Here is a 22,422-nt window from a genome sequence, read left to right on the forward strand (position 1 = left end):
GGGGGGGGGGGCCGCCCCCCCCCCCGGGCGATGTCTCTGAGCGGAGGTTACTTCTCCGGGCGGGTTTTGCTTTTCTGCAGGGTCTCTTTCAACTGCCCAATCAGCTCGCGACGAAAATCGCCGAGTCGCGGTTTATCATCGGCGATCCACGGCAGCGGGCGGCACAGCTCCATCGCCTTGATCCCGAGACGGGCGGTCAGCAGGCCGGCGCCAATGCCCTGCGCGGCGCGCGCCGACAGCCGGGCCGCCAGATCCTGCGACATCCAGTCCATGCCCACCTCGCGCACCAGTTCGCTGGCGCCAGCGAAAGCGATATTGAGCAACACCAGGCGAAACAGTCGCAGACGGCTGTAATACCCGAGCTCAATGCCGTACAACGTGGCAATTCGGTTGATCAGCCGCAGGTTCCGCCAGGCGATAAACGCCATATCCACCAGCGCCAGCGGGCTGACGGCAATCATCAGCGTCGACTCCGCCGCCGAACGGCTGATTTCCCGCCGCGCCTGGGCATCGAGCACCGGCTGCACCAGCTGCGCATAAAGGCTCACCACTTCACGGTCGCTTTGCGTTTCGTGGATCGCGGCATACCAGCGCTGCAGCGCCGGATGCGACTGATCCAGCCCGGCCTGCTGCGCCAGCTTCTCACAAAACGCTTTCGCTTTACCGACCGCGTGACTGTGCAGCATATCGCGCGCTTCATCGCGTTCGTGGGCGCGCTGGCGCAGTCGCCACAGACGGCGCCACTCGGTGGCCAGCGAACCGACGCCGGCTCCGACGATCAGCGCCCCGGCGACGCAGCCGCCCAGCGCAATCCAGTCCTGGGTCTGCCAGGCGTTAGCCGTCCACTGCACGCCTTGCGCCACGACGCTGACGCCGAAGATCGCCAGTCCGGCGCTGACCATCCGCCGCCACAGGCTGCGTTTGGGTCGCAGGACCGACTCCACCACCGCTTCCGCCGCCCCCTCTTCCTCTTCGCCGGTCACCAGCCGCGCTGGCGCGAAGTTGTCCGCCTCCAGGGTGTCGAAGGCGCGAGCGCCTTTCAGCGGCGGAATTTTCTCCGCTTGCAGCGGCCCATCAAAATCAATCCGCGGTTTTAACGGTTCGCTCATCGCAGTTTATCTCCAATCAAAAATTCCAGCGCCGCGTCGAGACGAATGTGCGGCAAAGGCCGATCGACATCCATGACCTGCGGACGAAAGTTTTCAAACTGAAATCCCTGCTGCTGCCAGAAGGCCTGGCCCGGCAGGCGCGCCGGCACCTCACCGGGATAGATGGTCAACGGCTGGCCGTCGCTCAGGCGATTGCCGCGCAGGGCGGGAATTTTCTCGCCATTCACCTCAATCAGCCCGCTCTGGGTCGCCTGAATGGACGCCAGCCCCAGGCAATCCATACTGATCCCTTCAAAGGCGGCGTTCTGCCACGCGTCCTGAATCAGTTGCTGCAGGAGCGACACCATATTGCTGTGCTGATCGATCGTGACGTGATCGGCTTTGGTAGCGGCAAACAGCAGCTTGTCGATAACCGGCGAAAACAACCGGCGGAACAAGGTGCGCTGCCCGTAATGGAAACTTTGCATCAGCTGGGTCAGCGCCAGGCGCATATCGTTAAACGCCTGCGGCCCGCTGTTGAGCGGCTGCAGACAGTCCACCAGCACAATCTGCCGGTCGAAGCGCAGGAAGTGCTCTTTGTAGAACCCCTTCACCACCCTTTCGCAATAGTATTTGTAGCGTTCGCGCAGCATGCCGGCGTTGCTGTGTTTATCGGCCTGCGCCAGCTTGGCTTCGCCGACGGCGTCGACGTCGGGCCACGGGAAAAACTGCAGCGCCGGCGCGCCCGCCATTTCTCCGGGCAGGACAAAGCGCCCGGGTTGGATAAAGTGCAGCCCTTCACGCTTACAGGCGTGGAGATAGTCCGTCCAGGCGGCAGCGATATCCGCCAGCCGAGCCTCGTCGGCAGGGGCTAGCGGATCCAGCCCGGCGCACAGCTGCCGCCAGCGGGCCGACCACTCCGCACGCTGTCCCTGCAGGAGCCCGGTCATCTGTCGTGACCAGCTCAGATAATCCTGCGCCAGCATCGGCAGGTCGAGCAGCCACTCCCCCGGATAGTCGACGATCTCCAGATACAGCGTGGAGGTATCTTTAAAATGGCGCAGCAGGGAGTCATTCGAACGGTAGCGCAGCGCGAGACGGATCTCGCTCACCCCGCGCGTCGGGGTTGGCCACATGGGGGGCTGGCCGTACAGCTGGGCCAGCCCTTCGTCGTAGGTGAATCGGGGAATGCCAAAGTCCCGCTGCGGCACGCGCTTGACGCCGAGCAGCCGCTCTTCGCGTGCGGCGCTCAGCAGCGGCAGGCGGGCGCCGGTGTGGATATTCAACAGCTGGTTGACCAGCGCGGTGATAAACGCCGTTTTACCGCTCCGGCTCAGGCCGGTCACCGCCAGACGTAAATGCCGGTCAACCCCGCGGTTGACCAGCGCATTCAATTCAGTTTTCAGTCGCTTCATCGCCAGTCCGTTATGCCCTGAAGGTATGTCTCGTCATCATAAGCTATCTGCCGGGGATAAGCAGGACAACGTTAATCCTTTTGCGCCTTCCCCACGGCGGCATTATTTCATCCCGCGCGTGACGCGGTTGGCCAGCCGGCTGAGCAGCGGCTCCAGCGCCACCGCCAGCAGCATTTTCAGCGGCCGACGCGCGACCGATTTAACCGCCCAGCCGGCAACGCCCGCCGGGCCATAACGCAGCGCGGTCAGCAGCGCCAGCTTACCGACGATTTTCAGACCGGGCTTCACCTGCTGCCCGGCGCGTTGCCATTTGCTATTCATGCGTTGCCTCATTCGTTAAAAACAGGGTTTACAGCTGGCGAAAGCGGCTGCGCAGCGTAAAGGTGTCGGAGGTCACATACCGCTCCATTTCACGCAGACGCTGTTCACCGGAGGCCAGTTCGGCATCCACGGCGGCCAGCAGATCGCCATTGCTCGGCGCTTTATGACCGTACAGCTCGCTGTCCGGTATCGGATCCAGAGCAAAAGTCAAAATGATGTAGGCCACCAGGACAAAGAAAAAGAGGCCGAAAATCATCGCCAGCACGGTAATCAGGCGCACCAGCTTCACCGGGACATCAAGATGCTGAGCAATGCCCGCGCAGACGCCCTTTACCATCCCGCGCTGCGGGATACGCCACAGTTTTTTATTCAGATCCAGCCCGGCCATTATTTGTCCCTCCAGTTCGGATGTTCGGCGTCCAGGATCGCTTCCAGCGCCTGAATGCGTTCGCGCATCCGCTTCGCGTCATCGGTCAACTGCAGCAGCCGTTGCTGCTCATTTTGCGTCAGACTGCCGTTGGCGCCGCGATTGTTGTAGTGCAGCCACAGCCAGACCGGCAGAACAAACAGCACAAACAGCGTCAGCGGAATGGCGAGAAAAAGCATGCTCATGTGTACTCCTTACAGGGGGTGAGCCGCGGCGCAACGCCGCGCCGCGCAATCATACTTACTGGTTGGACTGATTCATTTTGGCTTTCAACGCCGCCAGCTGCTCGCTGATTTCATCGTCCGCTTTCAGTTCGGCAAACTGCTGATCCAGCGTCTGCTGCTTGCCAAAGCGGTGGCTCTCCGCTTCCGCTTCCATCTGATCGATGCGACGCTCAAAGGATTCAAAGCGCGCCATCGCCTCATCCAGTTTACCGCTGTCCAGCTGGCGACGCACATCGCGGGACGAACTCGCCGCCTGATGGCGCAGCGCCAGCGCCTGCTGACGGGCGCGGGTTTCGCTGAGTTTGTTCTCCAGCTCGCCAATCTCTTTTTTCATCCGCGCCAGGGTTTCATCCACCAGCTGCACTTCATGATCCAGCTGAGCGATAAGGTCGGTCAGCTTTTGTTTTTCGATCAGCGCCGCCCGGGCCAGATCTTCTTTCTCTTTGCGCAGGGCCAGCTCGGCTTTTTCCTGCCATTCCGCCTGCTGGGCGACCGCCTGCTCAATACGACGTGACAGCTGTTTCTTTTCCGCCAGCGCGCGGGCCGACGTCGAACGCACCTCAACCAGCGTGTCTTCCATCTCCTGGATCATCAGACGCACCAGCTTTTGCGGGTCCTCCGCTTTCTCCAGCAGGGAGTTGATGTTGGCGTTCACGATGTCGGCAAAACGAGAAAAAATACCCATAATTTCAATCCTCATAGTTCTGGTTTCAGGCATTCACCTGTGGCTTAGCTAATACAAATGGCGTGCCAACTTTTTATCTTATTGATTTTAAACAAGGTGGTTGCGAAACGTGCTGGGCATTGCTACAGTCACCTGGTTAATTACACTACTTAATGGCGAAATTCATCATGGCGCAGTACAAGGATAATCTGCTGGGCGAGGCCAACAGCTTTCTCGAGGTGCTGGAACAGGTTTCCCGGCTGGCCCCGCTGGATAAACCGGTGCTGGTCATCGGCGAGCGCGGCACCGGGAAAGAGCTTATCGCTAACCGTCTCCACTACCTCTCCAGCCGCTGGCAGGGGCCGTTTATCTCGTTGAACTGCGCGGCGCTGAACGATAATCTGCTCGACTCGGAGCTGTTCGGCCACGAAGCCGGGGCTTTCACCGGGGCCAGCAAGCGCCATCCCGGGCGCTTCGAGCGCGCCGACGGCGGGACGCTGTTTCTCGATGAGCTGGCGACAGCCCCAATGCTGGTGCAGGAGAAGCTGTTAAGAGTGATTGAATATGGCGAGCTGGAGCGCGTGGGCGGCAGCCAGCCGCTGCAGGTTAACGTCCGGCTGGTGTGCGCCACCAACGCTGACCTGCCGCAGATGGTCGAGGAAGGTCATTTTCGCGCCGACCTGCTCGACCGCCTGGCCTTCGACGTGGTACAGCTCCCCCCGCTGCGCGACCGGCAGAGCGACATCATGTTGCTCGCCAACCAGTTTGCCATCCAGATGTGCCGCGAACTCGGTCTGCCGCTGTTTCCCGGCTTTAGCGAACGAGCGACCGCGACGCTGCTCGGCTACCGCTGGCCGGGGAATATTCGCGAACTGAAGAACGTGGTTGAGCGCTCGGTGTATCGCCACGGCGACAGCGAACATGAGCTGGACGCGATTATTATTAACCCTTTTCGTCAGTCCCCCGGCTCTCCGCCGGAAGCCGCGCCCGGCGATGAGCTGCCCGCGCTACCGCTGGATCTGCGCGATTTCCAGCTCCAGCAGGAAAAACGCCTGCTGCAGCGGAGTCTGGAGCAGGCGAAGTATCATCAGAAGCAGGCGGCGGAGCTGCTGGGATTAACCTATCACCAGCTCCGCGCGCTGCTGAAAAAGCATCAGCTGTGAGAGGCGCGCGGCAGCAGCAGCGCGCTCACCGCCATCGCCCCCAGACATAAGACGGCGTTAAACCACAGGGCATACTGGGCGGCATGGGCCATGCCCAGCGGTAAAAACAGCGCGAAAAGTGACGCTGTCACGGCGATACCCATCGCCCCGCCCAGCGAGCTGCCCATCTTATAGATCCCCGAGGCGACGCCGATTTTGTTCTCCGGGGCATTGGCCACCGCGGTATCCGTCGATGGCGTGGCGTAGCAGCCCAGCCCGAGGCCAAACAGCACGTTGCTGGCGAACACCACCCCGATATACAGCGCCTTTTCGAGAAAGGTGCAGGATATCAGCGCGATGGCGATAGCGGTCAACACCGGACCGGCCATCATCGGCAGCCGGGCGCCATAGCGCTGCAGCAGCTTCTCGCCGACCCGGATCATCGCCAGGACGGTCACCAGATAGCCGAGGGTCATCATCCCGCTCTCCAGCGGCGTCAGGTGGTGCCCTTGCTGCAGCCAGATGCTGGCGATCATCATGGTGCCAATCGCCCCATTGAGCAGAAAGTTCGACAGCACTGCCGCACCGTAGGCCCGATTGCGGAACAGCGCAAAATCAATCAGCGCCGCCTCGCCTTTGCGCATGCCGTTGCGGATAAATATCGTCCCCGCCGCCAGCGCCCCGGCCAGCATGGTCAACGACAGCGGGCTGCTCCAGCCCCAGCCGTGGCCCTTGCTGATAAACAGATTCACCAGCACCAGCGCAACAATCAGGCTCAGCAGACCGCCGACGTCCAGCTTATGCTGGCTGGCGCTGGCGCTGCGGCTCTCCGGCGTGCCGCGCAGCAAAAACAGCGCCAGCAGGGCAACGGCGATCGAGAAGACGAAGATCCAGCGCCAGCCGAGCCCTGTGGCGATAGCCCCGCCGACGAAGGAACAGAGACCGCTGCCGCCCCACGAGCCGATGACCCAGAAGCTGACCGCCCGCTGCCGCGCACGCCCCTCATACCAGGTCTTAATCAGCGCCAGCGTCGCCGGCATAATGCAGGCTGCCGACAGCCCCTGCAGCACCCGGCCGGCCAGGAACAGCCCCGGTCCCTGAGCGACCACCAGCATGGCGCTGCCGACGATACTCAGCCCCAGCCCGAGGGTGGTCATCCGCATCCGGCCAAACTTGTCCGCCAGGCCGCCGCTGGCGACCACGAAGCAGCCGCTGAACAGCGCGCTGAGACTGACGGCCAGAGTTAAGGTTTCAAGAGAGATATCAAGGCTGCTTTTCATCGCCGGCACCACGTTAATCACCGACTGGGCGAACAGCCAGAAGGTTAAAACGCTTAACACAATCCCCACCAGCAGGCGATCGTTGCCGACAAACGGGGTGTCGCTTATTGTGACAGTGCTCATCGCATGGCCCTCCCGTTTCTCGTGATTAGCGCAGATAGCGTTCCGTCAGGCCACACCACAGCGCCGCGCCGGTCAGCAACAGCGCGTCGTTGAAGTCATACCCCGGGTTATGCACCATGCAGCGATCCGGCTCATCGCCAGCGCCGATGGTGAAATAGCTGCCATGCGGGTGCTGCTCCAGCATGAAGGCAAAATCTTCACTGCCCATAAACGGCTTCACCTCGCCCACCTGCTCTGCGCCAAACAGCGCTGTCGCCACCTCCCGCACCACGGCGTTCGTCGCCGGATCGTTACGCAACACCGGGCTGCCGTTGACGTGGGTCAGCGTGGCGGTGGCATTGAAGCTCTCCGCCTGGGCCACGGCGATATCATGGATCCGCTGCAGCACGGTCTCGCGCACCTGCTCATTGAGGGTGCGCACCGTGAGCTTCATCAGCACGTGATCGTTAATGATATTGGGCGCATGACCGGCCTGGATGCTGCCGACGGTCACCACCGCCGGCTCAAACGGGGTGATATTGCGCGAGACAATGGACTGTAGCGCGAGGGTAATATGGCAGGCCACCAGCGTGGCATCCACCGTATGCTCCGGCACCGCGCCGTGGCCGCCAACGCCCTTCACTTCAATATGCAGCGTATCGGAGGAGGCCATCATCGCCCCGTCGCGCAGGCCGATCTTGCCCAACGGCTGACCCGGCATATTGTGCAGGCCGAAGATGGCGTCGCAGGGGAACTGGTCAAAGAGACCGTCCTCGACCATTACCCGCCCGCCGTACAGCAACTCTTCCGCGGGCTGGAAAATCAGCTGCAGCGTGCCGGTAAACTGGCGGGTGCGCGCCAGATATTCAGCTGCGTAGAGCAGCGTGGTGGTGTGCCCGTCATGGCCGCAGCCGTGAAAGCGCCCTTCAACCTGGCTTGCCCACGGCTTACCGCTCCGCTCCTGCATCGGCAGGGCATCCATATCCGCCCGCAGGCCAAGGCGTTTTTTCCCCTCGCCGACGCGCAGCGTGCCCACCACTCCGGTGCCCGCCAGGCCGCGGTGAACCTCGTATCCCCACTCGCCAAGCAGTCGGGCGACCTCGCTGCTGGTCTGGTGCTCTTCAAAGCCGATCTCCGGCTGCTGGTGGAACCGACGACGCAGAGCAATAAATTGCGCCTCGTTAACCTGCAATGCTTCTAGCAACGGATGTGTCATTTTTGTTATTCCTGTGTTGTGTTTGCACGACACTTTCGAGTTTATGCGGGTGGCTCAGCTTGCAGGCGCGCTTTTTTGTTTTATATTGACGAAAAATCAATGAGTGTTTTTCATACATATCGGTTATGACAAAAAACAACCGGTTGTTTTTTGTCTACAGAGGAGAGTCATGTGGAGCACCATGCAGGCGACTTTAGCGTCACCGTACGCGATGTGCGTCAGCTGACCCAGCCGGAAAGCGATCTGCTGACGCTGCTGTGGGTACTGGAGGGAAGCGTAAATCTGGCGGTGGCGGAAGGTGCGTCGCAGCCGCTCGCCGCCGACGGGCTGGCGATCGTTAACCGCAACCGTCGCTGGAGCCTGCGCAGCGCCGGGGCCAACGCCGTGATGATCCTCACCCTCTCCGCCAGCTGGCTGGCCCGCCTCGATAATGCCTTTTTTGCCGTCGATTACCAGATAACGCCGCGCACCCGGGATGCCGATGACGGCCTGCGCCGCCTGATGCGCCAGCTGCTGGTGAGCGGCCTGGTCAATCATCCTGGCCATTACCGACTGGAGGCCAACCGCTGGCTGAGTGAGATAGCGCTGCTGCTGGCCACGCGCTTTAGCCAGCCCATCGCCTCCACGCCCCGGCGCGATACCGAAAAATGGAGCCGGAGAATAGCCAGCGTGGTGGCGCGGATCGACGCTAACTATCAGCGTCGCCTCTCGTTGCAGGAGGTGGCGGCCGCGGAATTTGTCTCCGAGGCCTGGCTGTCACGCTTATTTCGCAAAGAGGTCGGGGTAAGTTTTGTCCAGTACCTCACCGCGCTGCGCCTGCGCCACGCCGCCGACCAGCTATTAACCACCCGCAAAACCGTCCAGCAAATCGCCCGCGAACAGGGATTCGCCAGTACGCGAATGATGAGCGATTTGTTTAAGCGCCAGCACGGCGTGACGCCGCGCCAGTATCGTGAACAGCATCCTCTGGAGCTTGCCAGACCGCGCCCGCCGCAGGCCGATCGCTGGCAGCCGGTGGCGGCCGACCGACTGTATGCGCGACTCAATGAGCCGGAACCACGCGACCGGGAAAGCCCCCCCCTGCCGATCAACCCACCGCAGACCCGGGAGATCAATCTGCGCGATCGTCCAGCGCGCCCCGTAGCGCTGCGCCATACCCGGATGGTGGTGACCGTGCGCGAACTGGACGATCTGCTGCGCGCAGATGTGCGCCGGGAACTCGAACAGCTGCACCACGCCCTGCCGGTGTATGCCATCGATATCAACGATCCCTTTCTCAGCAGTCGGCTGTTCGGCACCGGCTGGGACGATCCGCAGATGGCCGGCTACGCCTGCTGGTACAACCTGCAGCAGATTTTTAGCTGGCTGGCGGCGATGGGCTGGCAGGTGATCCTGCACACCGGCGTCACCACCCGCAGTGACCTGCTGCAGCGCTTCCTGCAGCTCGCCGCCAACCATTTTCCGCCAGCCACGCTCAACAGCTGGCGCTTTGTCTGGCACTGGTCGCCGCAGGCCAGCGAAGCGGCCCGCCAGGCGGCCTGGCGCCAGCAGCGCGAGGTTCTTCGCCGCCTGCTGCCGCAGCCGCAGCTGGGGATCTGGCACCGCTTTGCTCCCAGCGATCCCGGGAACGATCCGCTGTTCCACTCGCCGCTGCTGGCGGAGGCGGATTTTCTCGCCTGCCAGGCAGATGCCAACGAACAGCTGGATCTGGCCCAGGCAGACAGCCGCCGCCTGGCCTCCAGCGAACATTACCCGCTGCACAAGCTGCGGCAGATCCACAGCGCCCTGCGCCAGCGTCAGCTCAACCTGCCGCTGTGGCTGCTCTCCTGGAATACGCTGACCGGCGATACGCGGGATACCAACGGCCGCTTTTTTCGCGGCGCGCTGCTGATGGATAATCTGCTGGGGGTGGCGGACCAGGTCTGGCTGGCGGGCTTCTGGTTAAATTCAGGCCTCCAGGGCGAAGCTCGCGCCAACGGCAAGCTCGATACCTCCAGCCTGGCGCTGCACTATCTGCACGGCCTGCCGCGCCCGGTTTACTGGGTACTCTGGCTCTGGCGACGGCTGCGCGGCGAGATCCTGGTTCACGATAAAAACCTGCTGCTGCTCCACCACCAGGGTCACTACCAGCTGCTGCTGCGCAATACGGTGGTCTACAATCCCTGGCTCTCCAGCGAAGCGGCCTTTATCCAGCGCTTCAGCCAGCCCTACAGCGTGCGGCTGCAGGGCCTGGATGGCAGCTGGCGCATCAAACAGCACCTGTTCGATCAGCACCACGGCGCGTTGTTCCCGCTGGTGGACGCCTTTCGCAGCCGCAGCGGCCCTGACGCCGAGGATTATCAGTGGCTGATGCATCAGGCCCGTCCGGCGCTCAGCGTGGATGAAGCCAGGCTCGATGGCTATTGGCTGCGGATCGACTCGCTGCAGAGCAATGCGCTGGTGCTGTACGAGTTTACGCCTCAGTCGCCCACAGACCCCTGAAGTAAACCGTGAATTTTCCGCTGGCTCTCCGTCGTTGCCGGATTAAAGACCAGCAGGGAAAGATCGGGACGGCCCTCCACGGCAAAGGAGGTAAATTCCAGGTCGAGCGGACCCATCTGCGGGTGGTTAATGCGCTTATAGCCTTCTCCATGACCGGCGACGTCATGGCTTTGCCAGAAACGGGCGAACTCGACGCTCTGCTGGCTGAGCTCCGCGATCAACTGGTCAGTTTCTTTCGTGGCGCCCATCCGCGTGACGTCGGCGCGGAAGGCGTTGACGATAAGCTGCCCCACCCTCTGCCAGTCCTCCAGAGTGCAGCGGGCCTCCGGCCGGGTAAACAGGCGGCGCAGCACGTTGCGCTCCGCCAGCGGCAGTTGGCTGTAGTCGGTCAGCACCCTGGCCGCCGGCGCGTTCCAGGCGATGACGTCCCAGCTGGCGGTGCGGATAATCGCCGGAATGGTGAAAGCGTCAAGCACCCGCTGCAGCCGCGGCGTCATATCATCCGTCACCGTCAGACGCGTCTGCGGCGGATGGCCAAAGGCGAGAATAAACAGATGCTCGCGCTCCGGGGTGGTCAGCCGCAGACCGCGGGCGATCCGCTCCAGCACCTCGCGGGAAGGCGCCCCGCCGCGCCCCTGTTCAAGCCAGGTATACCAGGTCGGGCTGATGCTGGCGAGCTGCGCGACCTCTTCGCGGCGCAGCCCCGGGGTGCGCCGGCGTCCCGCCGGGGAGCCAAACGTTGCCGGATCGAGACGCTGGCGGCGGGCGCGGAGAAAATCGCCTAAAGCATGGTTGTCAGAAGTGTTCATCATCTGCCTGTGGGTTCTGCCTGTTAGAATTTATACCCCGATAATGTCTCTACTTTTATAGTATGACATCGCAGGTAGGATACGCCTGAAACCCATTCAGGAGATCCATGATGCGTATATTTCTTACCGGCGCGAGCGGATTTATCGGCTCACGTATTCTTCCGGCGCTGCAGGCGTCGGGCCATCAGGTTATCGGCCTCGCGCGCAGCGAAAGCACCGCACAGGCCCTGAAGGCGGCCGGCGCCGAGGTGCATCGCGGCACGCTGGATGCCCCGGAGTCGCTGCTGGCTGGCGTCGGGAACGCCGACGCGGTGATCCATACCGCCTTCGACCACGACTTCAGCCGCTTTGCCGCTAACTGCGAGAAAGACCGCCAGGCGATCCTGGCCCTGGGCCAGGCGCTGCGAGGCAGCACGCGGCCGCTGGTGATCACCTCCGGCACGCTGATGGGCGACGACGGGAGCGGCGCCCCGGCCCGGGAGTCGTTCTTCAACTCAGGGCACCCCAGCCCGCGCACCGCCTCAGAGCTCGCCGGCCAGCAGTTGCTGGAGGCGGGAGTGGATGTCAGGGTGGTCCGCTTACCGCAGGTGCATGACACCGTGCGTCAGGGACTGCTGACCTGCTACATCGAACGCGCGGTCGCCAACGGGGCGGTAGCCCTGCGCGGCGAGGGAAGCAACCGCTGGTCAGCCGCCCATGTCGATGACGTCGCACGTCTGTATGTCAGCGCGCTGCTTCAGGGCGCGGCCGGCGAGCGCTATCATGCGGTGGCCGAAGAGGGGATCGCATTACGCGATATTGCCGCGGTAATTGCCCACGGATTAAACCTGCCGCTGACCCACCTGGATGAGTCGCAGGTCGACGCCTGGTTCGGCTGGTTTGCGCCGTTTACCGCCCTTGACCTGCGCGCCAGCTCGGCATGGACCCGCGAGCGCTTGCAGTGGCAGCCGGTTGGCCCCGGGCTGCTGGAGGACCTGCAGAATATGGACTATCATAAAGTGACACTGTCACAATAATCGAAACACGCTCCCCCTGTATCACACCCGACGGGTACGGCTAGTCGCCCGTCGGGGCATCGGCTTTCTCCCCGCTATACTGAATCTATTCTCTAGCGTCCGCACGTCGTCGCCGTTTGGTCAACCGCGGCCAAACAGAGCTGACTGGCGATATCGGCGATAAAAAGTTACCATGTTTCACTATACAGACTCGGTTCCGCGACTATTTTAATCAATTGACTGAATACTATACGCACCCGGTAACCGCATTATCCCTCAGGCTTGTTGAAGGCGGTGGTGAATGTCTATTAATCTTAATAAGATAGAGTTCAGCTCTATAATCAAACAGAAAATATGCGCCTGAAATTGTCATCTCTCCTGGCAGCCGTTTCCCTGCTGTGTGGGCCAGCTTTTGCCGCCCCTGCGCTCCCCGACCGCGCCGATATCCGCGATAGCGGTTTCGTCTATTGCGTCAGCGGCCAGGTTAATACCTTTAACCCGCAGAAAGTCAGCAGCGGCCTGATTGTCGATACGCTGGCCGCTCAGATCTACGATCGTCTGCTTGACGTCGATCCCTATACCTACCGGCTGGTCCCCGAGCTGGCGGAGAGCTGGGAAGTTCTCGATAACGGCGCCACCTACCGCTTTCACCTGCGCCGCCACGTCCCGTTTCAACGCACGGCGTGGTTTACCCCGACGCGGGACTTTAATGCCGATGACGTCATTTTTACCTTTGGCCGTATTTTTAACCGCGACCATCCGTGGCACAACGTCAACGGCAGCAGCTTCCCCTACTTCGACAGTCTGCAGTTTGCTGACAGCGTGGAGAGCGTCCGCAAGCTGGATAATCAGACCGTGGAGTTTCGCCTCAAGCGGCCGGACGCCTCGTTCCTCTGGCATCTGGCCACCCACTATGCGTCAATTACCTCTGCCGAATATGCCGCCCGCTTAACGCAGGACGACCGCCAGGAGCAACTGGATCGCCAGCCGGTTGGCACCGGCCCGTTCCAGCTATCCGATTACCGCTCCGGACAATATGTTCGCCTGCAGCGCCACCCCGGCTACTGGCGCGGCAAACCGTTGATGCCCCAGGTGGTGGTCGACCTTGGCTCCGGCGGCACCGGCCGCCTGTCGAAACTGCTGACCGGAGAATGCGACGTGCTGGCCTGGCCAGCCGCCAGCCAGTTGACGATCCTGCGTGACGACCCGCGCCTGCGCCTGACGCTGCGCCCGGGAATGAACATCGCCTGGCTGGCCTTCAACACCGCCAAGCCGCCGCTGGATAACCCTGAGGTGCGCCATGCCCTGGCGCTGGCGATCAACAACCAGCGCCTGATGCAGTCTATCTACTATGGCACCGCGGAGACGGCGGCGTCCATGCTGCCGCGGGCCTCGTGGGCCTACGATAATGACGCTAAAATTACCGAATATAATCCGCAGGAGGCCCGCGCCCGCCTGAAAGCCCTGGGGCTGGAAAACCTGACCCTCAAGCTGTGGGTGCCCACCAGCTCGCAGGCGTGGAATCCCAGCCCGCTGAAAACGGCGGAGCTTATCCAGGCGGATATGGCGCAGATTGGCGTTAAGGTGATTATTGTGCCGGTAGAGGGACGTTTCCAGGAGGCGCGCCTGATGGACATGAGCCACGACCTGACGCTCTCCGGCTGGGCGACGGACAGTAACGATCCGGACAGTTTCTTCCGACCGCTGCTGAGCTGCGCGGCCATCGCCTCGCAAACCAACTTTGCCCACTGGTGTAACCGGGAGTTTGACGACGTGCTGCAAAAAGCGCTGCTCTCGCAGCAGCTCTCCTCGCGGATGGACGCTTACAAAGAGGCGCAGCGGATCCTCGCCCGCGAACTGCCGGTCCTGCCGCTGGCCTCGTCGCTGCGGCTGCAGGCCTACCGCTATGATATGAAAGGCCTGGTGCTCAGCCCTTTCGGTAACGCTTCGTTCGCTGGCGTATCGAGGGAAAATACCGAAGAGGTGAAAAAGCCATGATTATTTTTACCCTGCGCCGTCTGCTGCTGCTGCTGATCACCCTCTTTTTTCTGACCTTTGTCGGTTTCAGCTTGAGCTATTTCACCCCTCATGCCCCACTGCAGGGCGCTTCCCTGTGGAATGCGTGGCTGTTCTGGTTTGAAGGGGTGCTGCACTGGGATTTCGGCGTCTCCAGCATTAACGGCCAGCTGATTTCTGAGCAGTTGCGCGAGGTGTTCCCGGCGACCATGGAGCTGTGCATCCTCGCCTTCGGCTTTGCCCTGCTGATAGGCATTCCGGTGGGGATGATCGCCGGCGTAATGCGCAATAAATGGCCCGATACCCTGATCAGCGCCGTCGCGCTGGTCGGTTTCTCGATCCCGGTCTTCTGGCTGGCCCTGCTCCTGACCCTCTTCTTTTCCCTGACCCTCGGCTGGCTTCCGGTCTCCGGTCGCTTCGATCTGCTGTATGAGGTGAAAAACGTCACCGGTTTCGCGCTGATCGACGCCTGGCTTTCGGACTCGCCGTGGCGCCATGAGATGATCGTCAGCGCCGCCCGGCATATGGTGCTGCCGGTATTGACCCTGGCGGTCGCCCCCACCACTGAAGTGATCCGCCTGATGCGCATTAGCACCAGCGAGGTGTATGACACTAACTATGTAAAAGCGGCCGCCACCCGCGGCGTGTCGCGACGCAAAATTCTACTGCGCCATGTGCTGCACAACGCCCTGCCGCCGGTGATCCCGCGTCTCGGCCTGCAGTTTTCCACCATGCTCACCCTGGCGATGATCACTGAGATGGTGTTCAGCTGGCCTGGACTGGGCCGCTGGCTGATCAACGCCATTCGCCAGCAGGACTACGCGGCGATCTCCGCCGGAGTGATGGTGATTGGCGCGCTGGTGATTATTGTCAACGTAATTTCCGATATTCTCGGTGCCATGGCTAACCCACTGAAACATAAGGAATGGTATGCCCTACGATAGCGTTTATCTGGAAAAGCGTCCGCCCGGCGCGCTGCGCACCGTATGGCGTAAGTTCTATGGCGACACCACGGCGATGATCGGTCTGTACGGCTGCGCGGGCCTGCTGCTGCTCTGCGTCTTCGGCGGCTGGTTCGCCCCCTACGGCATCGACCAGCAGTTCCTCGGCTACCAGCTGTTGCCGCCGTCGTGGTCGCGCTATGGCGAAGTCTCCTTCTTTCTGGGAACCGATGACCTCGGCCGCGATGTGCTGAGCCGACTGCTGAGCGGCGCGGCGCCCACCGTCGGCGGCGCTTTTGTCGTCACCCTCGGCGCCACGCTGTTTGGTCTGGTGCTGGGCGTGATTGCCGGATCGACCCACGGCCTGCGCTCGGCGGTGATGAACCATATCCTCGACACCCTGCTCTCCATCCCCTCGCTGCTGCTGGCGATTATCGTCGTCGCCTTTGCCGGGCCGCATCTGAGCCATGCGATGTTCGCCGTCTGGCTGGCGCTGCTGCCGCGCATGGTGCGCTCCGTCTACAGCATGGTCCACGATGAGCTGGAGAAAGAGTACATCATCGCCGCCCGCCTCGACGGCGCCTCGACGCTGAATATTCTGCTGTTCGCCATCCTGCCCAATATCGCCTCCGGCCTGGTGACCGAGATCACTCGCGCCCTGTCGATGGCCATTCTGGATATTGCCGCACTGGGCTTTCTTGATCTCGGCGCCCAGCTGCCTTCGCCGGAATGGGGAGCCATGCTGGGCGATGCGCTGGAGCTTATCTATGTGGCGCCGTGGACCGTGATGCTCCCCGGGGCGGCGATTATGCTCAGCGTACTGCTGGTCAACCTGCTGGGCGACGGTATTCGCCGGGCGATCATTGCCGGGGTAGAATAATGCCGTTACTCGATATTCGTCACTTAACCATTGAATTTAAAACCAGCGAAGGCTGGGTAAAAGCAGTCGATCGCGTCAGCCTGACGCTGACCGAAGGCGAAATCCGCGGCCTGGTGGGGGAATCCGGCTCCGGGAAAAGCCTTATTGCCAAAGCTATCTGCGGCGTGACCAAAGACAACTGGCGGGTCACGGCCGACCGCATGCGCTTCGATGACATTGACCTGCTGCGACTGTCGAACCGCGAGCGCCGGAAGCTGATCGGCCATAACGTGTCGATGATTTTTCAGGAGCCCCAGTCGTGCCTCGATCCCTCTGAGCGCATCGGCCAGCAGCTGATTCAGAGTATCCCCGGCTGGACCTACAAGGGCCGCTGGTGGCAACGTCTGGGCTGGCGCAAGCGCCGGGCCATCGAGCTGTTGCACCGCGTCGGCATTAAAGATCACAAAGATGCCATGCGCAGCTTCCCCTATCAGCTGACCGAGGGCGAGTGCCAGAAGGTGATGATCGCCATCGCCCTGGCCAACCAGCCGCGTCTGCTGATTGCCGACGAGCCGACCAACGCCATGGAGCCGACCACCCAGGCGCAGATTATTCGCCTGCTGACGCGGCTCAACCAGAACAACAACACCACCATCTTGCTGATCAGCCATGACCTGCAAATGCTCAGCAAATGGGCGGATAAAATCAACGTCATGTACTGCGGGCAGACGGTGGAGAGCGGGCCCAGCGAAGAGCTGATCACCCTCCCACATCACCCCTACACCCAGGCGTTAATCCGCGCGATCCCGGATTTCGGTAGCGCCATGCCGCATAAAAGTCGCCTCAACACCCTGCCTGGAGCGATCCCGCTGCTGGAGCAGTTGCCTATCGGCTGTCGGCTGGGGCCGCGCTGCCCGTACGCCCAGCGCGAGTGTATCGAAACGCCGCGTCTTACCGGGGCGCGCAACCATCTGTACGCCTGTCATTTCCCGTTGAACATGGAGAAAGAGTGAAATGGTCGAAACATTGCTGGAAGTTCGCCAACTCAGTAAGACCTTTCGCTACCGCACCGGCTGGTTTCACCGTCAGACGGTTGAGGCGGTTAAACCGCTGAGTTTTACCCTGCGCGAACGGCAGACGCTGGCGATTATCGGCGAGAACGGCTCCGGGAAATCGACCCTCGCGAAGATGCTGGCGGGCATGGTGGAACCCACCAGCGGCGAACTGCTGATTGACGATCATCCGCTGACTTTTGGGGATTACTCCTACCGCAGCCAGAAGATTCGCATGATCTTTCAGGATCCGTCGACCTCGCTGAACCCGCGTCAGCGCATCTCGCAGATCCTCGATTTTCCGCTGCGACTGAATACCGATCTCGACGCCGAGGCGCGGCAGAAGCAGATAATCGACACCCTGCGCATGGTCGGTCTGCTGCCGGACCACGTCAGCTACTACCCCCATATGCTGGCGCCCGGTCAGAAGCAGCGTCTCGGCCTCGCCAGGGCGCTGATCCTGCGCCCGAAGGTTATCGTCTGCGATGAGGCGCTGGCCTCGCTGGATATGTCGATGCGCTCCCAGCTTATCAACCTGATGCTGGAGCTGCAGGAGAAACAGGGCATCTCCTATATCTATGTCACTCAGCACCTGGGAATGATGAAACACATCAGCGATCAGGTGCTGGTGATGCATAACGGCGAAGTGGTCGAGCGCGGCAGCACTGCCGATGTGCTGGCCTCGCCGCTGCACGACCTGACCCGGCGCCTGATCGCCGGCCACTTCGGGGAAGCCCTCACCGCCGACGCCTGGCGCAAAGACGGGAAATAGCTGGCAGGCAACGGCAGGGGCGGCCCTCACGCCGCCCTTGTCATTCAGGTAGAAGGGAAAAGACTCTGCGCCGGCAGCGACCGGCGGTCAAAGCGGCGCAGCGCGTAGTAAAGAACCCCGGTGCCAAACCAGCCTATTATCCATGAGACATCGTTACCGGCGAAGATCCACGTGAGCGAACCATGGAACAACGGGTTCTCAATGAACGGCAACTGGATAAGCACACCGACGATATACAGGGTGATCGCGTACAGGTTCCAGAACCCGTAGCGTTGCTGCGGGTCGCTTAGCGCCGGAATATCGATGGCGCCCTTCGAGATAAGATAATAATCCGTCAGACAGATGGCGCTCCACGGCACGAAGAACGCCAGCAGAAACAGAAGAAAATGCGTGAAATGCTTTAAGAAAGCGGGTTCGCTAAGCAACGCGATAATGCAGGAAGCCGTCACCATCAGCACCACGAATGCAATGCGACACTTTTGCGACAGCACGGTTTGCCGGCGGAAGGCGGAAACAATGGTGGTCAGCGACATAAAGCTGCCGTACGCATTGAGGGTAGTGAAGGTAATTTTACCAAAACAGATGGCGAAATAGATAACCATGGCCATCGCCTGACTCTTACCTAATCCCACCAGATAGCTCACCTCGTGACCAGGGAACGCGCTGCCGGCAATGGCCGCTGTCAGAACCCCGAGCGTCATCGACGTTTGGGTACCCAATACGGTGCCGAAAAACACTGAGCACCACGTTTTCGTGGCGGAAACATCGCGTGGCAGGTAGCGCGAATAGTCGGATACATAGGGGCAAAAAGCGATCTGCCACGATGAGGAGAGCGATACGGCTAATAAAAACGTCGGCAGCGAAAAATGGTTATTGTGCGCGAGCGCACTGAGATCGGCCGAAAGTAGCAGCGTGATGAACATATAAACGAAGGCGAGAATTCCGACGATACTCGCCAGTTTGCCCAGCTTGTGGATCACCTTATAACCGAGGACGGCGATAACGATAATAATCGCACTGAATATCAGCATCCCGGCTACGTGGCTGATATTCAGTAGTTTGGCCATTGCCTGCCCGGCCAATACGGTGCCGCTGGCAGAAAAACCGATATACATGACGCAAACCAGCACCAGCGGCACCACCGCGCCAAAAACCCCAAACTGGGCGCGGCTAAGGATCATTTGCGGAAGTCCCAGTCGCGGTCCCTGCAGCGCATGCAGAGACATCACCGCCGCCCCCAGCATCTGACCGGCCAGCAGCCCGACCAGAGACCACACTACATCGCCGCCCAGCACAACGGCTAAAGCGCCAGTGACAATCGCCGTAATTTGCAGATTGCCGCCAAACCAAAGGGTGAACTGGCTAAAAGGGTGTCCATGCCGTTCGCTTTCCGGGATGTAATCAATCGACCGCCTTTCACTCATTCCAGCATAATTGCTCTTTGACTGCCCGTCTGTAGACGAAAACGAAGACATAGGTTCCTCACTCAAGTTATTAATATCACCTCACTCAATCGTTCTTGTATATACAAGCATTGACAACTCACCGCCTTGCATGCACTCTCATTTTGTGACGAATATGTAAAATATTTGTATTGCAGAAAGTTACTAAACTAGCTCAAGGCGGTGCTTATTGTTGACGCCGGAAGCGATTAACTAAGGTATGCTGCCCATGATGGTCCCTTTTCAACTTTCGACGCTCCCCGTCACGCCGTGGAAAAACGGTGGCGGAGAGACGCGCGAAATCATCTGCGTACCCGCTCCAGATGCCCCTTTTCTCTGGCGAGCGAGTATTGCCACCCTGCAGGCGGATGGCCCTTTCTCCCCCTTTCCTGGCGTCGACCGGGTCATTACTCTGCTGGCGGGGCAGCCGCTACGGCTGTGTGGCGAGAATATCGACCAACCGCTGGCGCTCTGGCAGCCGTGGGCTTTCCCCGGCGAATGGGCGCTGTCCAGCGTCGGGATCGTTGCGCCAGGGCTGGACTTCAATATCATGACTCAGCGCGGGCGCGCGTCGGCGACGGTCCAGGTCGTTAGCGACCTGCAATGCCCTGCCAGCGAGGGGGTCGCTTATGTTCTACAAGGCGAGTGGGATCTGGCCGGGCGACGCTGCGCGGCCGGCAGCGGCCTCTGCTGGCGCGGTGGATCCCCGCGGAATCTGCGTCCCGTGGGCAGCAATGGACGCCTGCTGCTGGCGGAGATCGCGCTCAAATAATCGTCAGGAGAGATGATATACTGCAGCTATCGCGATGTACTTTTGCCCCGCGCGGCGCGGACCGGCTGAAAAATATCGTGACACAAGGGGTCGTCAGTGGGATATAATTCCCGGCTAAATTTGAGTTATTTTGAAATAACAATGTTAACGTTATGATTGTTAAAGTAAAAATAAGCAATAACGATAAGGATTAAAGCTATGGGTTTTCTTTCCGGTAAGCGCATTTTGATCACTGGCGTCGCCAGCAAACTGTCCATCGCCTACGGCATCGCGCAGGCAATGCACCGCGAAGGCGCGGAACTGGCATTCACCTATCAGAATGAGAAACTGAAAGGTCGCGTAGAAGAGTTTGCTGCCGCGCTGGGTTCTGACATTGTGCTGCCGTGCGACGTTGCTGAAGATGAGAGCATCACCGCGCTGTTCACCGAGCTGGAAAAAGTCTGGCCAAAATTCGATGGTTTCGTCCACTCAATCGGTTTTGCCCCGGCTGACCAGTTAGACGGCGACTACGTTGACGTTGTCACTCGCGACGGCTTTAAAATCGCGCACGACATCAGCGCTTACAGCTTCGTGGCAATGGCCAAAGCCTGCCGCGGCATGCTGAACCCGGGTTCGGCTCTGCTGACGCTCTCCTACCTGGGCGCAGAGCGCGCGATCCCGAACTATAACGTGATGGGTCTGGCCAAAGCCTCTCTGGAAGCTAACGTCCGCTATATGGCTAACGCCATGGGTCCGGAAGGCGTTCGCGTCAATGCCATCTCTGCCGGTCCTATCCGTACGCTGGCCGCGTCCGGTATTAAAGATTTCCGTAAAATGCTGGCGCACTGCGAAGCGGTCACCCCGATCCGTCGCACCGTCACCATTGAAGATGTGGGTAACAGCGCAGCCTTCCTGTGCTCCAACCTGTCTGCGGGGATCTCCGGTGAAGTCGTTCACGTTGACGGCGGGTTCAATATCGCCGCCATGAACGAGCTGGAACTGAAATAAGTTCCTTCCCCTCCTCGCCCCGGTGAGGAGGGTTCTTCCCTCCCCCACGCCTTACGCCCCACCTGTTATTCCAATCGGCTATTTGTTAGCACGTATCAATATTTTCTCCTGCTTCCGGGTTACGCCAGGATAGTTCTGCATAAACGATCCGCGGAACGGCGGTTCGCCACATACCGAACAAGGAAAGCCCATGGAGCCACGCCGCGTGAATGGCAAAAATCACTGGTATCACGAAACCCAGTCAACAATCTGCCCGGTGGATGTCCTGCCGCTCGTCCCTGAAGCCGCCCATGTTGAAGACCGCTTTTTGCTGGACCTGACGCTGCCGGCCGCCTGGCTACGTGCCCACGCTGACTGGCTACACCCCGCACGCCAGCTGGCCGAACTGCTGTTTCCCGACCAGGTGGCGGTGAGTCGCCTGCAGACCTTTACCGCTTACGATCGACTCAGCACCGCGCTCACCGTCGCCCAGGTCTACGGCGTCCAGCGGCTGTGTAACCACTACGCCGCCCGCCTTGCTCCCCTGCCAGGCCCCGACTCCTCGCGCGAGAGCAACCGTCGTCTGGCGCAAATCACGCAATATGCTCGTCAGCTTGCCGGTTCGCCCTCGGTTATTAACGCTCTCTCCCGTAGCCAGCTGGACGAAGTGGGCTTAACCAGTCGGGACATTATTCTGTTCAACCAGATTATCGGATTCGTCGGCTTCCAGGCGCGGGCGATTGCCGTCCTGCAGGCGGCCCAGGGCTTTCCGGTGCGCTGGATCCCCGGTATGCCCCAGCAAGAGGAGGCACCCGCGGAGCTGTTCGCCCCGCCGCCGGGAGCATGGCAGGCAGACATTGCGGATCCCGACCTGCAGTATGCCGATGATGAGCGTCAGCGGCGCATCGCCGGCTGGCAGTCGCTGCCCGGTCTGGGCGAGCTGGCGCCGCTGCTGGCCTGCGACCCACAGTTATTCGCGCCTCTGGAGATCTTGATCCGCCAGCTCAGCACGGATGATACCTTTGGCCCGCAGGTCGCCTTACTCACGGCGCGCACCAATGGCAGCCCCACCTGTTTTGACGCCTGGCTCCCCCACTGGCAGGGTGAAAAGGAGTTCGCCAGCCATCTGCGGGAGGGCGACCAGGCCCTCCATCACTGGCTCCAGCAGCATCCTCAGGCCCGGTCTCTCGTGACCGCGGTGCAGCTGTTAACCCGCTCGCCTGACCGGTTTAGCGCCGCCCAGTTAACGCCCCTCGCGGAATATCGACTCTCTGAGCAACAACCAATCGATCTGTTGATCTGGAGCGGGCTGTGCGGATGGATGAATCGTCTGAAAATCGCCCTCGGCAATGTGCGTCAGCAGACGTAAATTGCTGAAACAGCGCTTGCTGCGGCAGGCATATTCGCGTAAAAATGTCAGCCGCTCTTTTAGCCACGA

At 60.9% G+C, this 22,422-nt stretch carries 21 protein-coding genes; 11 read left to right on the forward strand and 10 right to left on the reverse strand.

The window, feature by feature from the left end:
* Positions 1–47: 47 nt before the first annotated feature.
* From HMPREF9538_RS18020 to pspA, 6 genes are all read right to left on the reverse strand, one after another.
* Positions 48–1,109: a TIGR01620 family protein gene (locus tag HMPREF9538_RS18020; RefSeq protein ID WP_004140239.1), complete on the reverse strand. Its 1,062-nt coding sequence runs from the start codon at positions 1,107–1,109 to the stop codon at positions 48–50.
* On the reverse strand, positions 1,106–2,503 hold the full coding sequence (locus HMPREF9538_RS18015) for a YcjX family protein (protein WP_002901917.1): 1,398 nt from the start codon (positions 2,501–2,503) through the stop codon (positions 1,106–1,108). The genes HMPREF9538_RS18020 and HMPREF9538_RS18015 overlap by 4 nt, the downstream gene beginning before the upstream one ends.
* Positions 2,504–2,605: 102 nt before the next feature.
* Complete coding sequence (gene pspD, locus HMPREF9538_RS18010) at positions 2,606–2,824, reverse strand: phage shock protein PspD (RefSeq protein ID WP_002901915.1); 219 nt, start codon at positions 2,822–2,824, stop codon at positions 2,606–2,608.
* A gap of 28 nt (positions 2,825–2,852) precedes the next feature.
* Entirely contained in the window at positions 2,853–3,212 is a 360-nt protein-coding gene (gene pspC / locus HMPREF9538_RS18005) for an envelope stress response membrane protein PspC (protein ID WP_002901913.1), read from the reverse strand.
* Positions 3,212–3,436 (reverse strand): envelope stress response membrane protein PspB, encoded by a 225-nt coding sequence (gene pspB / locus HMPREF9538_RS18000; RefSeq protein WP_002901911.1) that lies wholly within the window; start codon positions 3,434–3,436, stop codon positions 3,212–3,214. The genes pspC and pspB overlap by 1 nt, the downstream gene beginning before the upstream one ends.
* Positions 3,437–3,491: 55 nt before the next feature.
* Positions 3,492–4,160 (reverse strand): phage shock protein PspA, encoded by a 669-nt coding sequence (gene pspA / locus HMPREF9538_RS17995; protein ID WP_002901908.1) that lies wholly within the window; start codon positions 4,158–4,160, stop codon positions 3,492–3,494.
* Positions 4,161–4,312: 152 nt separating this feature from the next.
* Here pspA and pspF point away from each other — a divergent pair, with 152 nt between their 5' ends.
* Positions 4,313–5,302, forward strand: coding sequence for a phage shock protein operon transcriptional activator (gene pspF / locus HMPREF9538_RS17990; protein ID WP_004148137.1), 990 nt, complete (start codon positions 4,313–4,315; stop codon positions 5,300–5,302).
* On the opposite strand, the gene HMPREF9538_RS17985 is transcribed toward pspF, so the two are convergent.
* Both HMPREF9538_RS17985 and HMPREF9538_RS17980 read right to left on the reverse strand, forming a co-directional pair.
* Positions 5,293–6,684: an MFS transporter gene (locus tag HMPREF9538_RS17985; RefSeq protein WP_004148135.1), complete on the reverse strand. Its 1,392-nt coding sequence runs from the start codon at positions 6,682–6,684 to the stop codon at positions 5,293–5,295. The two genes, pspF and HMPREF9538_RS17985, sit on opposite strands and share 10 nt — an antisense overlap.
* Before the next feature lie 25 nt (positions 6,685–6,709).
* Positions 6,710–7,879: a M20 aminoacylase family protein gene (locus tag HMPREF9538_RS17980; protein WP_009484621.1), complete on the reverse strand. Its 1,170-nt coding sequence runs from the start codon at positions 7,877–7,879 to the stop codon at positions 6,710–6,712.
* 171 nt (positions 7,880–8,050) lie between these two features.
* On the opposite strand from HMPREF9538_RS17980, the gene HMPREF9538_RS17975 reads away from it, so the two are divergent.
* Positions 8,051–10,360, forward strand: coding sequence for a helix-turn-helix domain-containing protein (locus HMPREF9538_RS17975; RefSeq protein WP_009484622.1), 2,310 nt, complete (start codon positions 8,051–8,053; stop codon positions 10,358–10,360).
* On the opposite strand, the gene HMPREF9538_RS17970 is transcribed toward HMPREF9538_RS17975, so the two are convergent.
* The gene (locus tag HMPREF9538_RS17970; RefSeq protein ID WP_032457047.1) at positions 10,339–11,169 is read right to left on the reverse strand and encodes a helix-turn-helix transcriptional regulator; all 831 of its coding nucleotides are present in this window, start codon (positions 11,167–11,169) and stop codon (positions 10,339–10,341) included. The genes HMPREF9538_RS17975 and HMPREF9538_RS17970 overlap by 22 nt on opposite strands.
* Positions 11,170–11,276: 107 nt before the next feature.
* On the opposite strand from HMPREF9538_RS17970, the gene HMPREF9538_RS17965 reads away from it, so the two are divergent.
* The 6 genes from HMPREF9538_RS17965 to sapF all read left to right on the forward strand — a co-directional run bounded on the left by HMPREF9538_RS17965 (position 11,277) and on the right by sapF (position 17,804).
* Complete coding sequence (locus HMPREF9538_RS17965; protein ID WP_009484624.1) at positions 11,277–12,185, forward strand: SDR family oxidoreductase; 909 nt, start codon at positions 11,277–11,279, stop codon at positions 12,183–12,185.
* A gap of 333 nt (positions 12,186–12,518) precedes the next feature.
* Complete coding sequence (gene sapA, locus HMPREF9538_RS17960) at positions 12,519–14,162, forward strand: ABC transporter substrate-binding protein SapA (protein WP_002901817.1); 1,644 nt, start codon at positions 12,519–12,521, stop codon at positions 14,160–14,162.
* Positions 14,159–15,124, forward strand: coding sequence for a putrescine export ABC transporter permease SapB (gene sapB / locus HMPREF9538_RS17955; RefSeq protein WP_002901816.1), 966 nt, complete (start codon positions 14,159–14,161; stop codon positions 15,122–15,124). Before sapA ends, sapB begins: the two co-directional genes overlap by 4 nt.
* On the forward strand, positions 15,111–16,001 hold the full coding sequence (gene sapC, locus HMPREF9538_RS17950) for a putrescine export ABC transporter permease SapC (protein ID WP_004151901.1): 891 nt from the start codon (positions 15,111–15,113) through the stop codon (positions 15,999–16,001). The genes sapB and sapC overlap by 14 nt, the downstream gene beginning before the upstream one ends.
* Positions 16,001–16,993 carry a putrescine export ABC transporter ATP-binding protein SapD gene (gene sapD / locus HMPREF9538_RS17945; protein WP_004140266.1) on the forward strand — a complete coding sequence of 331 codons (993 nt, stop codon included), beginning with the start codon at positions 16,001–16,003 and terminating at the stop codon, positions 16,991–16,993. The genes sapC and sapD overlap by 1 nt, the downstream gene beginning before the upstream one ends.
* Position 16,994: 1 nt before the next feature.
* Positions 16,995–17,804 carry a putrescine export ABC transporter ATP-binding protein SapF gene (gene sapF, locus HMPREF9538_RS17940; protein ID WP_004140269.1) on the forward strand — a complete coding sequence of 270 codons (810 nt, stop codon included), beginning with the start codon at positions 16,995–16,997 and terminating at the stop codon, positions 17,802–17,804.
* 44 nt (positions 17,805–17,848) lie between these two features.
* Here sapF and HMPREF9538_RS17935 read toward each other — a convergent pair whose 3' ends face one another.
* On the reverse strand, positions 17,849–19,228 hold the full coding sequence (locus HMPREF9538_RS17935) for a purine-cytosine permease family protein (RefSeq protein WP_009484626.1): 1,380 nt from the start codon (positions 19,226–19,228) through the stop codon (positions 17,849–17,851).
* Positions 19,229–19,475: 247 nt separating this feature from the next.
* Between HMPREF9538_RS17935 and HMPREF9538_RS17930 the strand changes: the two genes are divergently transcribed.
* The 3 genes from HMPREF9538_RS17930 (at position 19,476) to HMPREF9538_RS17920 (ending at position 22,353) form a co-directional block, all read left to right on the forward strand.
* On the forward strand, positions 19,476–20,018 hold the full coding sequence (locus HMPREF9538_RS17930) for a HutD family protein (RefSeq protein WP_004152967.1): 543 nt from the start codon (positions 19,476–19,478) through the stop codon (positions 20,016–20,018).
* A gap of 198 nt (positions 20,019–20,216) precedes the next feature.
* On the forward strand, positions 20,217–21,005 hold the full coding sequence (gene fabI / locus HMPREF9538_RS17925; RefSeq protein ID WP_004140277.1) for an enoyl-ACP reductase FabI: 789 nt from the start codon (positions 20,217–20,219) through the stop codon (positions 21,003–21,005).
* Positions 21,006–21,195: 190 nt separating this feature from the next.
* A complete protein-coding gene (locus tag HMPREF9538_RS17920) occupies positions 21,196–22,353 on the forward strand; it encodes a carboxymuconolactone decarboxylase family protein (RefSeq protein WP_004190734.1) in 1,158 nt (385 codons plus the stop codon).
* Positions 22,354–22,422 lie beyond the last annotated feature (69 nt).

Source organism: Klebsiella sp. MS 92-3 (assembly GCF_000195655.1).
Lineage (GTDB): Bacteria > Pseudomonadota > Gammaproteobacteria > Enterobacterales > Enterobacteriaceae > Klebsiella > Klebsiella pneumoniae.

What these genes read in the sequence shown, in the direction of transcription:
- HMPREF9538_RS18020 (WP_004140239.1), bottom strand. Translation starts at nt 1,109, where the DNA reads ATGAGCGAACCGTTAAAACCGCGGATTGATTTTGATGGGCCGCTGCAA.
- HMPREF9538_RS18015 (WP_002901917.1), bottom strand. Translation starts at nt 2,503, where the DNA reads ATGAAGCGACTGAAAACTGAATTGAATGCGCTGGTCAACCGCGGGGTT.
- pspD (WP_002901915.1), bottom strand. Translation starts at nt 2,824, where the DNA reads ATGAATAGCAAATGGCAACGCGCCGGGCAGCAGGTGAAGCCCGGTCTG.
- pspC (WP_002901913.1), bottom strand. Translation starts at nt 3,212, where the DNA reads ATGGCCGGGCTGGATCTGAATAAAAAACTGTGGCGTATCCCGCAGCGC.
- pspB (WP_002901911.1), bottom strand. Translation starts at nt 3,436, where the DNA reads ATGAGCATGCTTTTTCTCGCCATTCCGCTGACGCTGTTTGTGCTGTTT.
- pspA (WP_002901908.1), bottom strand. Translation starts at nt 4,160, where the DNA reads ATGGGTATTTTTTCTCGTTTTGCCGACATCGTGAACGCCAACATCAAC.
- pspF (WP_004148137.1), top strand. Translation starts at nt 4,313, where the DNA reads ATGGCGAAATTCATCATGGCGCAGTACAAGGATAATCTGCTGGGCGAG.
- HMPREF9538_RS17985 (WP_004148135.1), bottom strand. Translation starts at nt 6,684, where the DNA reads ATGAGCACTGTCACAATAAGCGACACCCCGTTTGTCGGCAACGATCGC.
- HMPREF9538_RS17980 (WP_009484621.1), bottom strand. Translation starts at nt 7,879, where the DNA reads ATGACACATCCGTTGCTAGAAGCATTGCAGGTTAACGAGGCGCAATTT.
- HMPREF9538_RS17970 (WP_032457047.1), bottom strand. Translation starts at nt 11,169, where the DNA reads ATGAACACTTCTGACAACCATGCTTTAGGCGATTTTCTCCGCGCCCGC.
- HMPREF9538_RS17965 (WP_009484624.1), top strand. Translation starts at nt 11,277, where the DNA reads ATGATGCGTATATTTCTTACCGGCGCGAGCGGATTTATCGGCTCACGT.
- sapA (WP_002901817.1), top strand. Translation starts at nt 12,519, where the DNA reads ATGCGCCTGAAATTGTCATCTCTCCTGGCAGCCGTTTCCCTGCTGTGT.
- sapB (WP_002901816.1), top strand. Translation starts at nt 14,159, where the DNA reads ATGATTATTTTTACCCTGCGCCGTCTGCTGCTGCTGCTGATCACCCTC.
- sapC (WP_004151901.1), top strand. Translation starts at nt 15,111, where the DNA reads ATGCCCTACGATAGCGTTTATCTGGAAAAGCGTCCGCCCGGCGCGCTG.
- sapD (WP_004140266.1), top strand. Translation starts at nt 16,001, where the DNA reads ATGCCGTTACTCGATATTCGTCACTTAACCATTGAATTTAAAACCAGC.
- sapF (WP_004140269.1), top strand. Translation starts at nt 16,995, where the DNA reads ATGGTCGAAACATTGCTGGAAGTTCGCCAACTCAGTAAGACCTTTCGC.
- HMPREF9538_RS17935 (WP_009484626.1), bottom strand. Translation starts at nt 19,228, where the DNA reads ATGAGTGAAAGGCGGTCGATTGATTACATCCCGGAAAGCGAACGGCAT.
- HMPREF9538_RS17930 (WP_004152967.1), top strand. Translation starts at nt 19,476, where the DNA reads ATGATGGTCCCTTTTCAACTTTCGACGCTCCCCGTCACGCCGTGGAAA.
- fabI (WP_004140277.1), top strand. Translation starts at nt 20,217, where the DNA reads ATGGGTTTTCTTTCCGGTAAGCGCATTTTGATCACTGGCGTCGCCAGC.
- HMPREF9538_RS17920 (WP_004190734.1), top strand. Translation starts at nt 21,196, where the DNA reads ATGGAGCCACGCCGCGTGAATGGCAAAAATCACTGGTATCACGAAACC.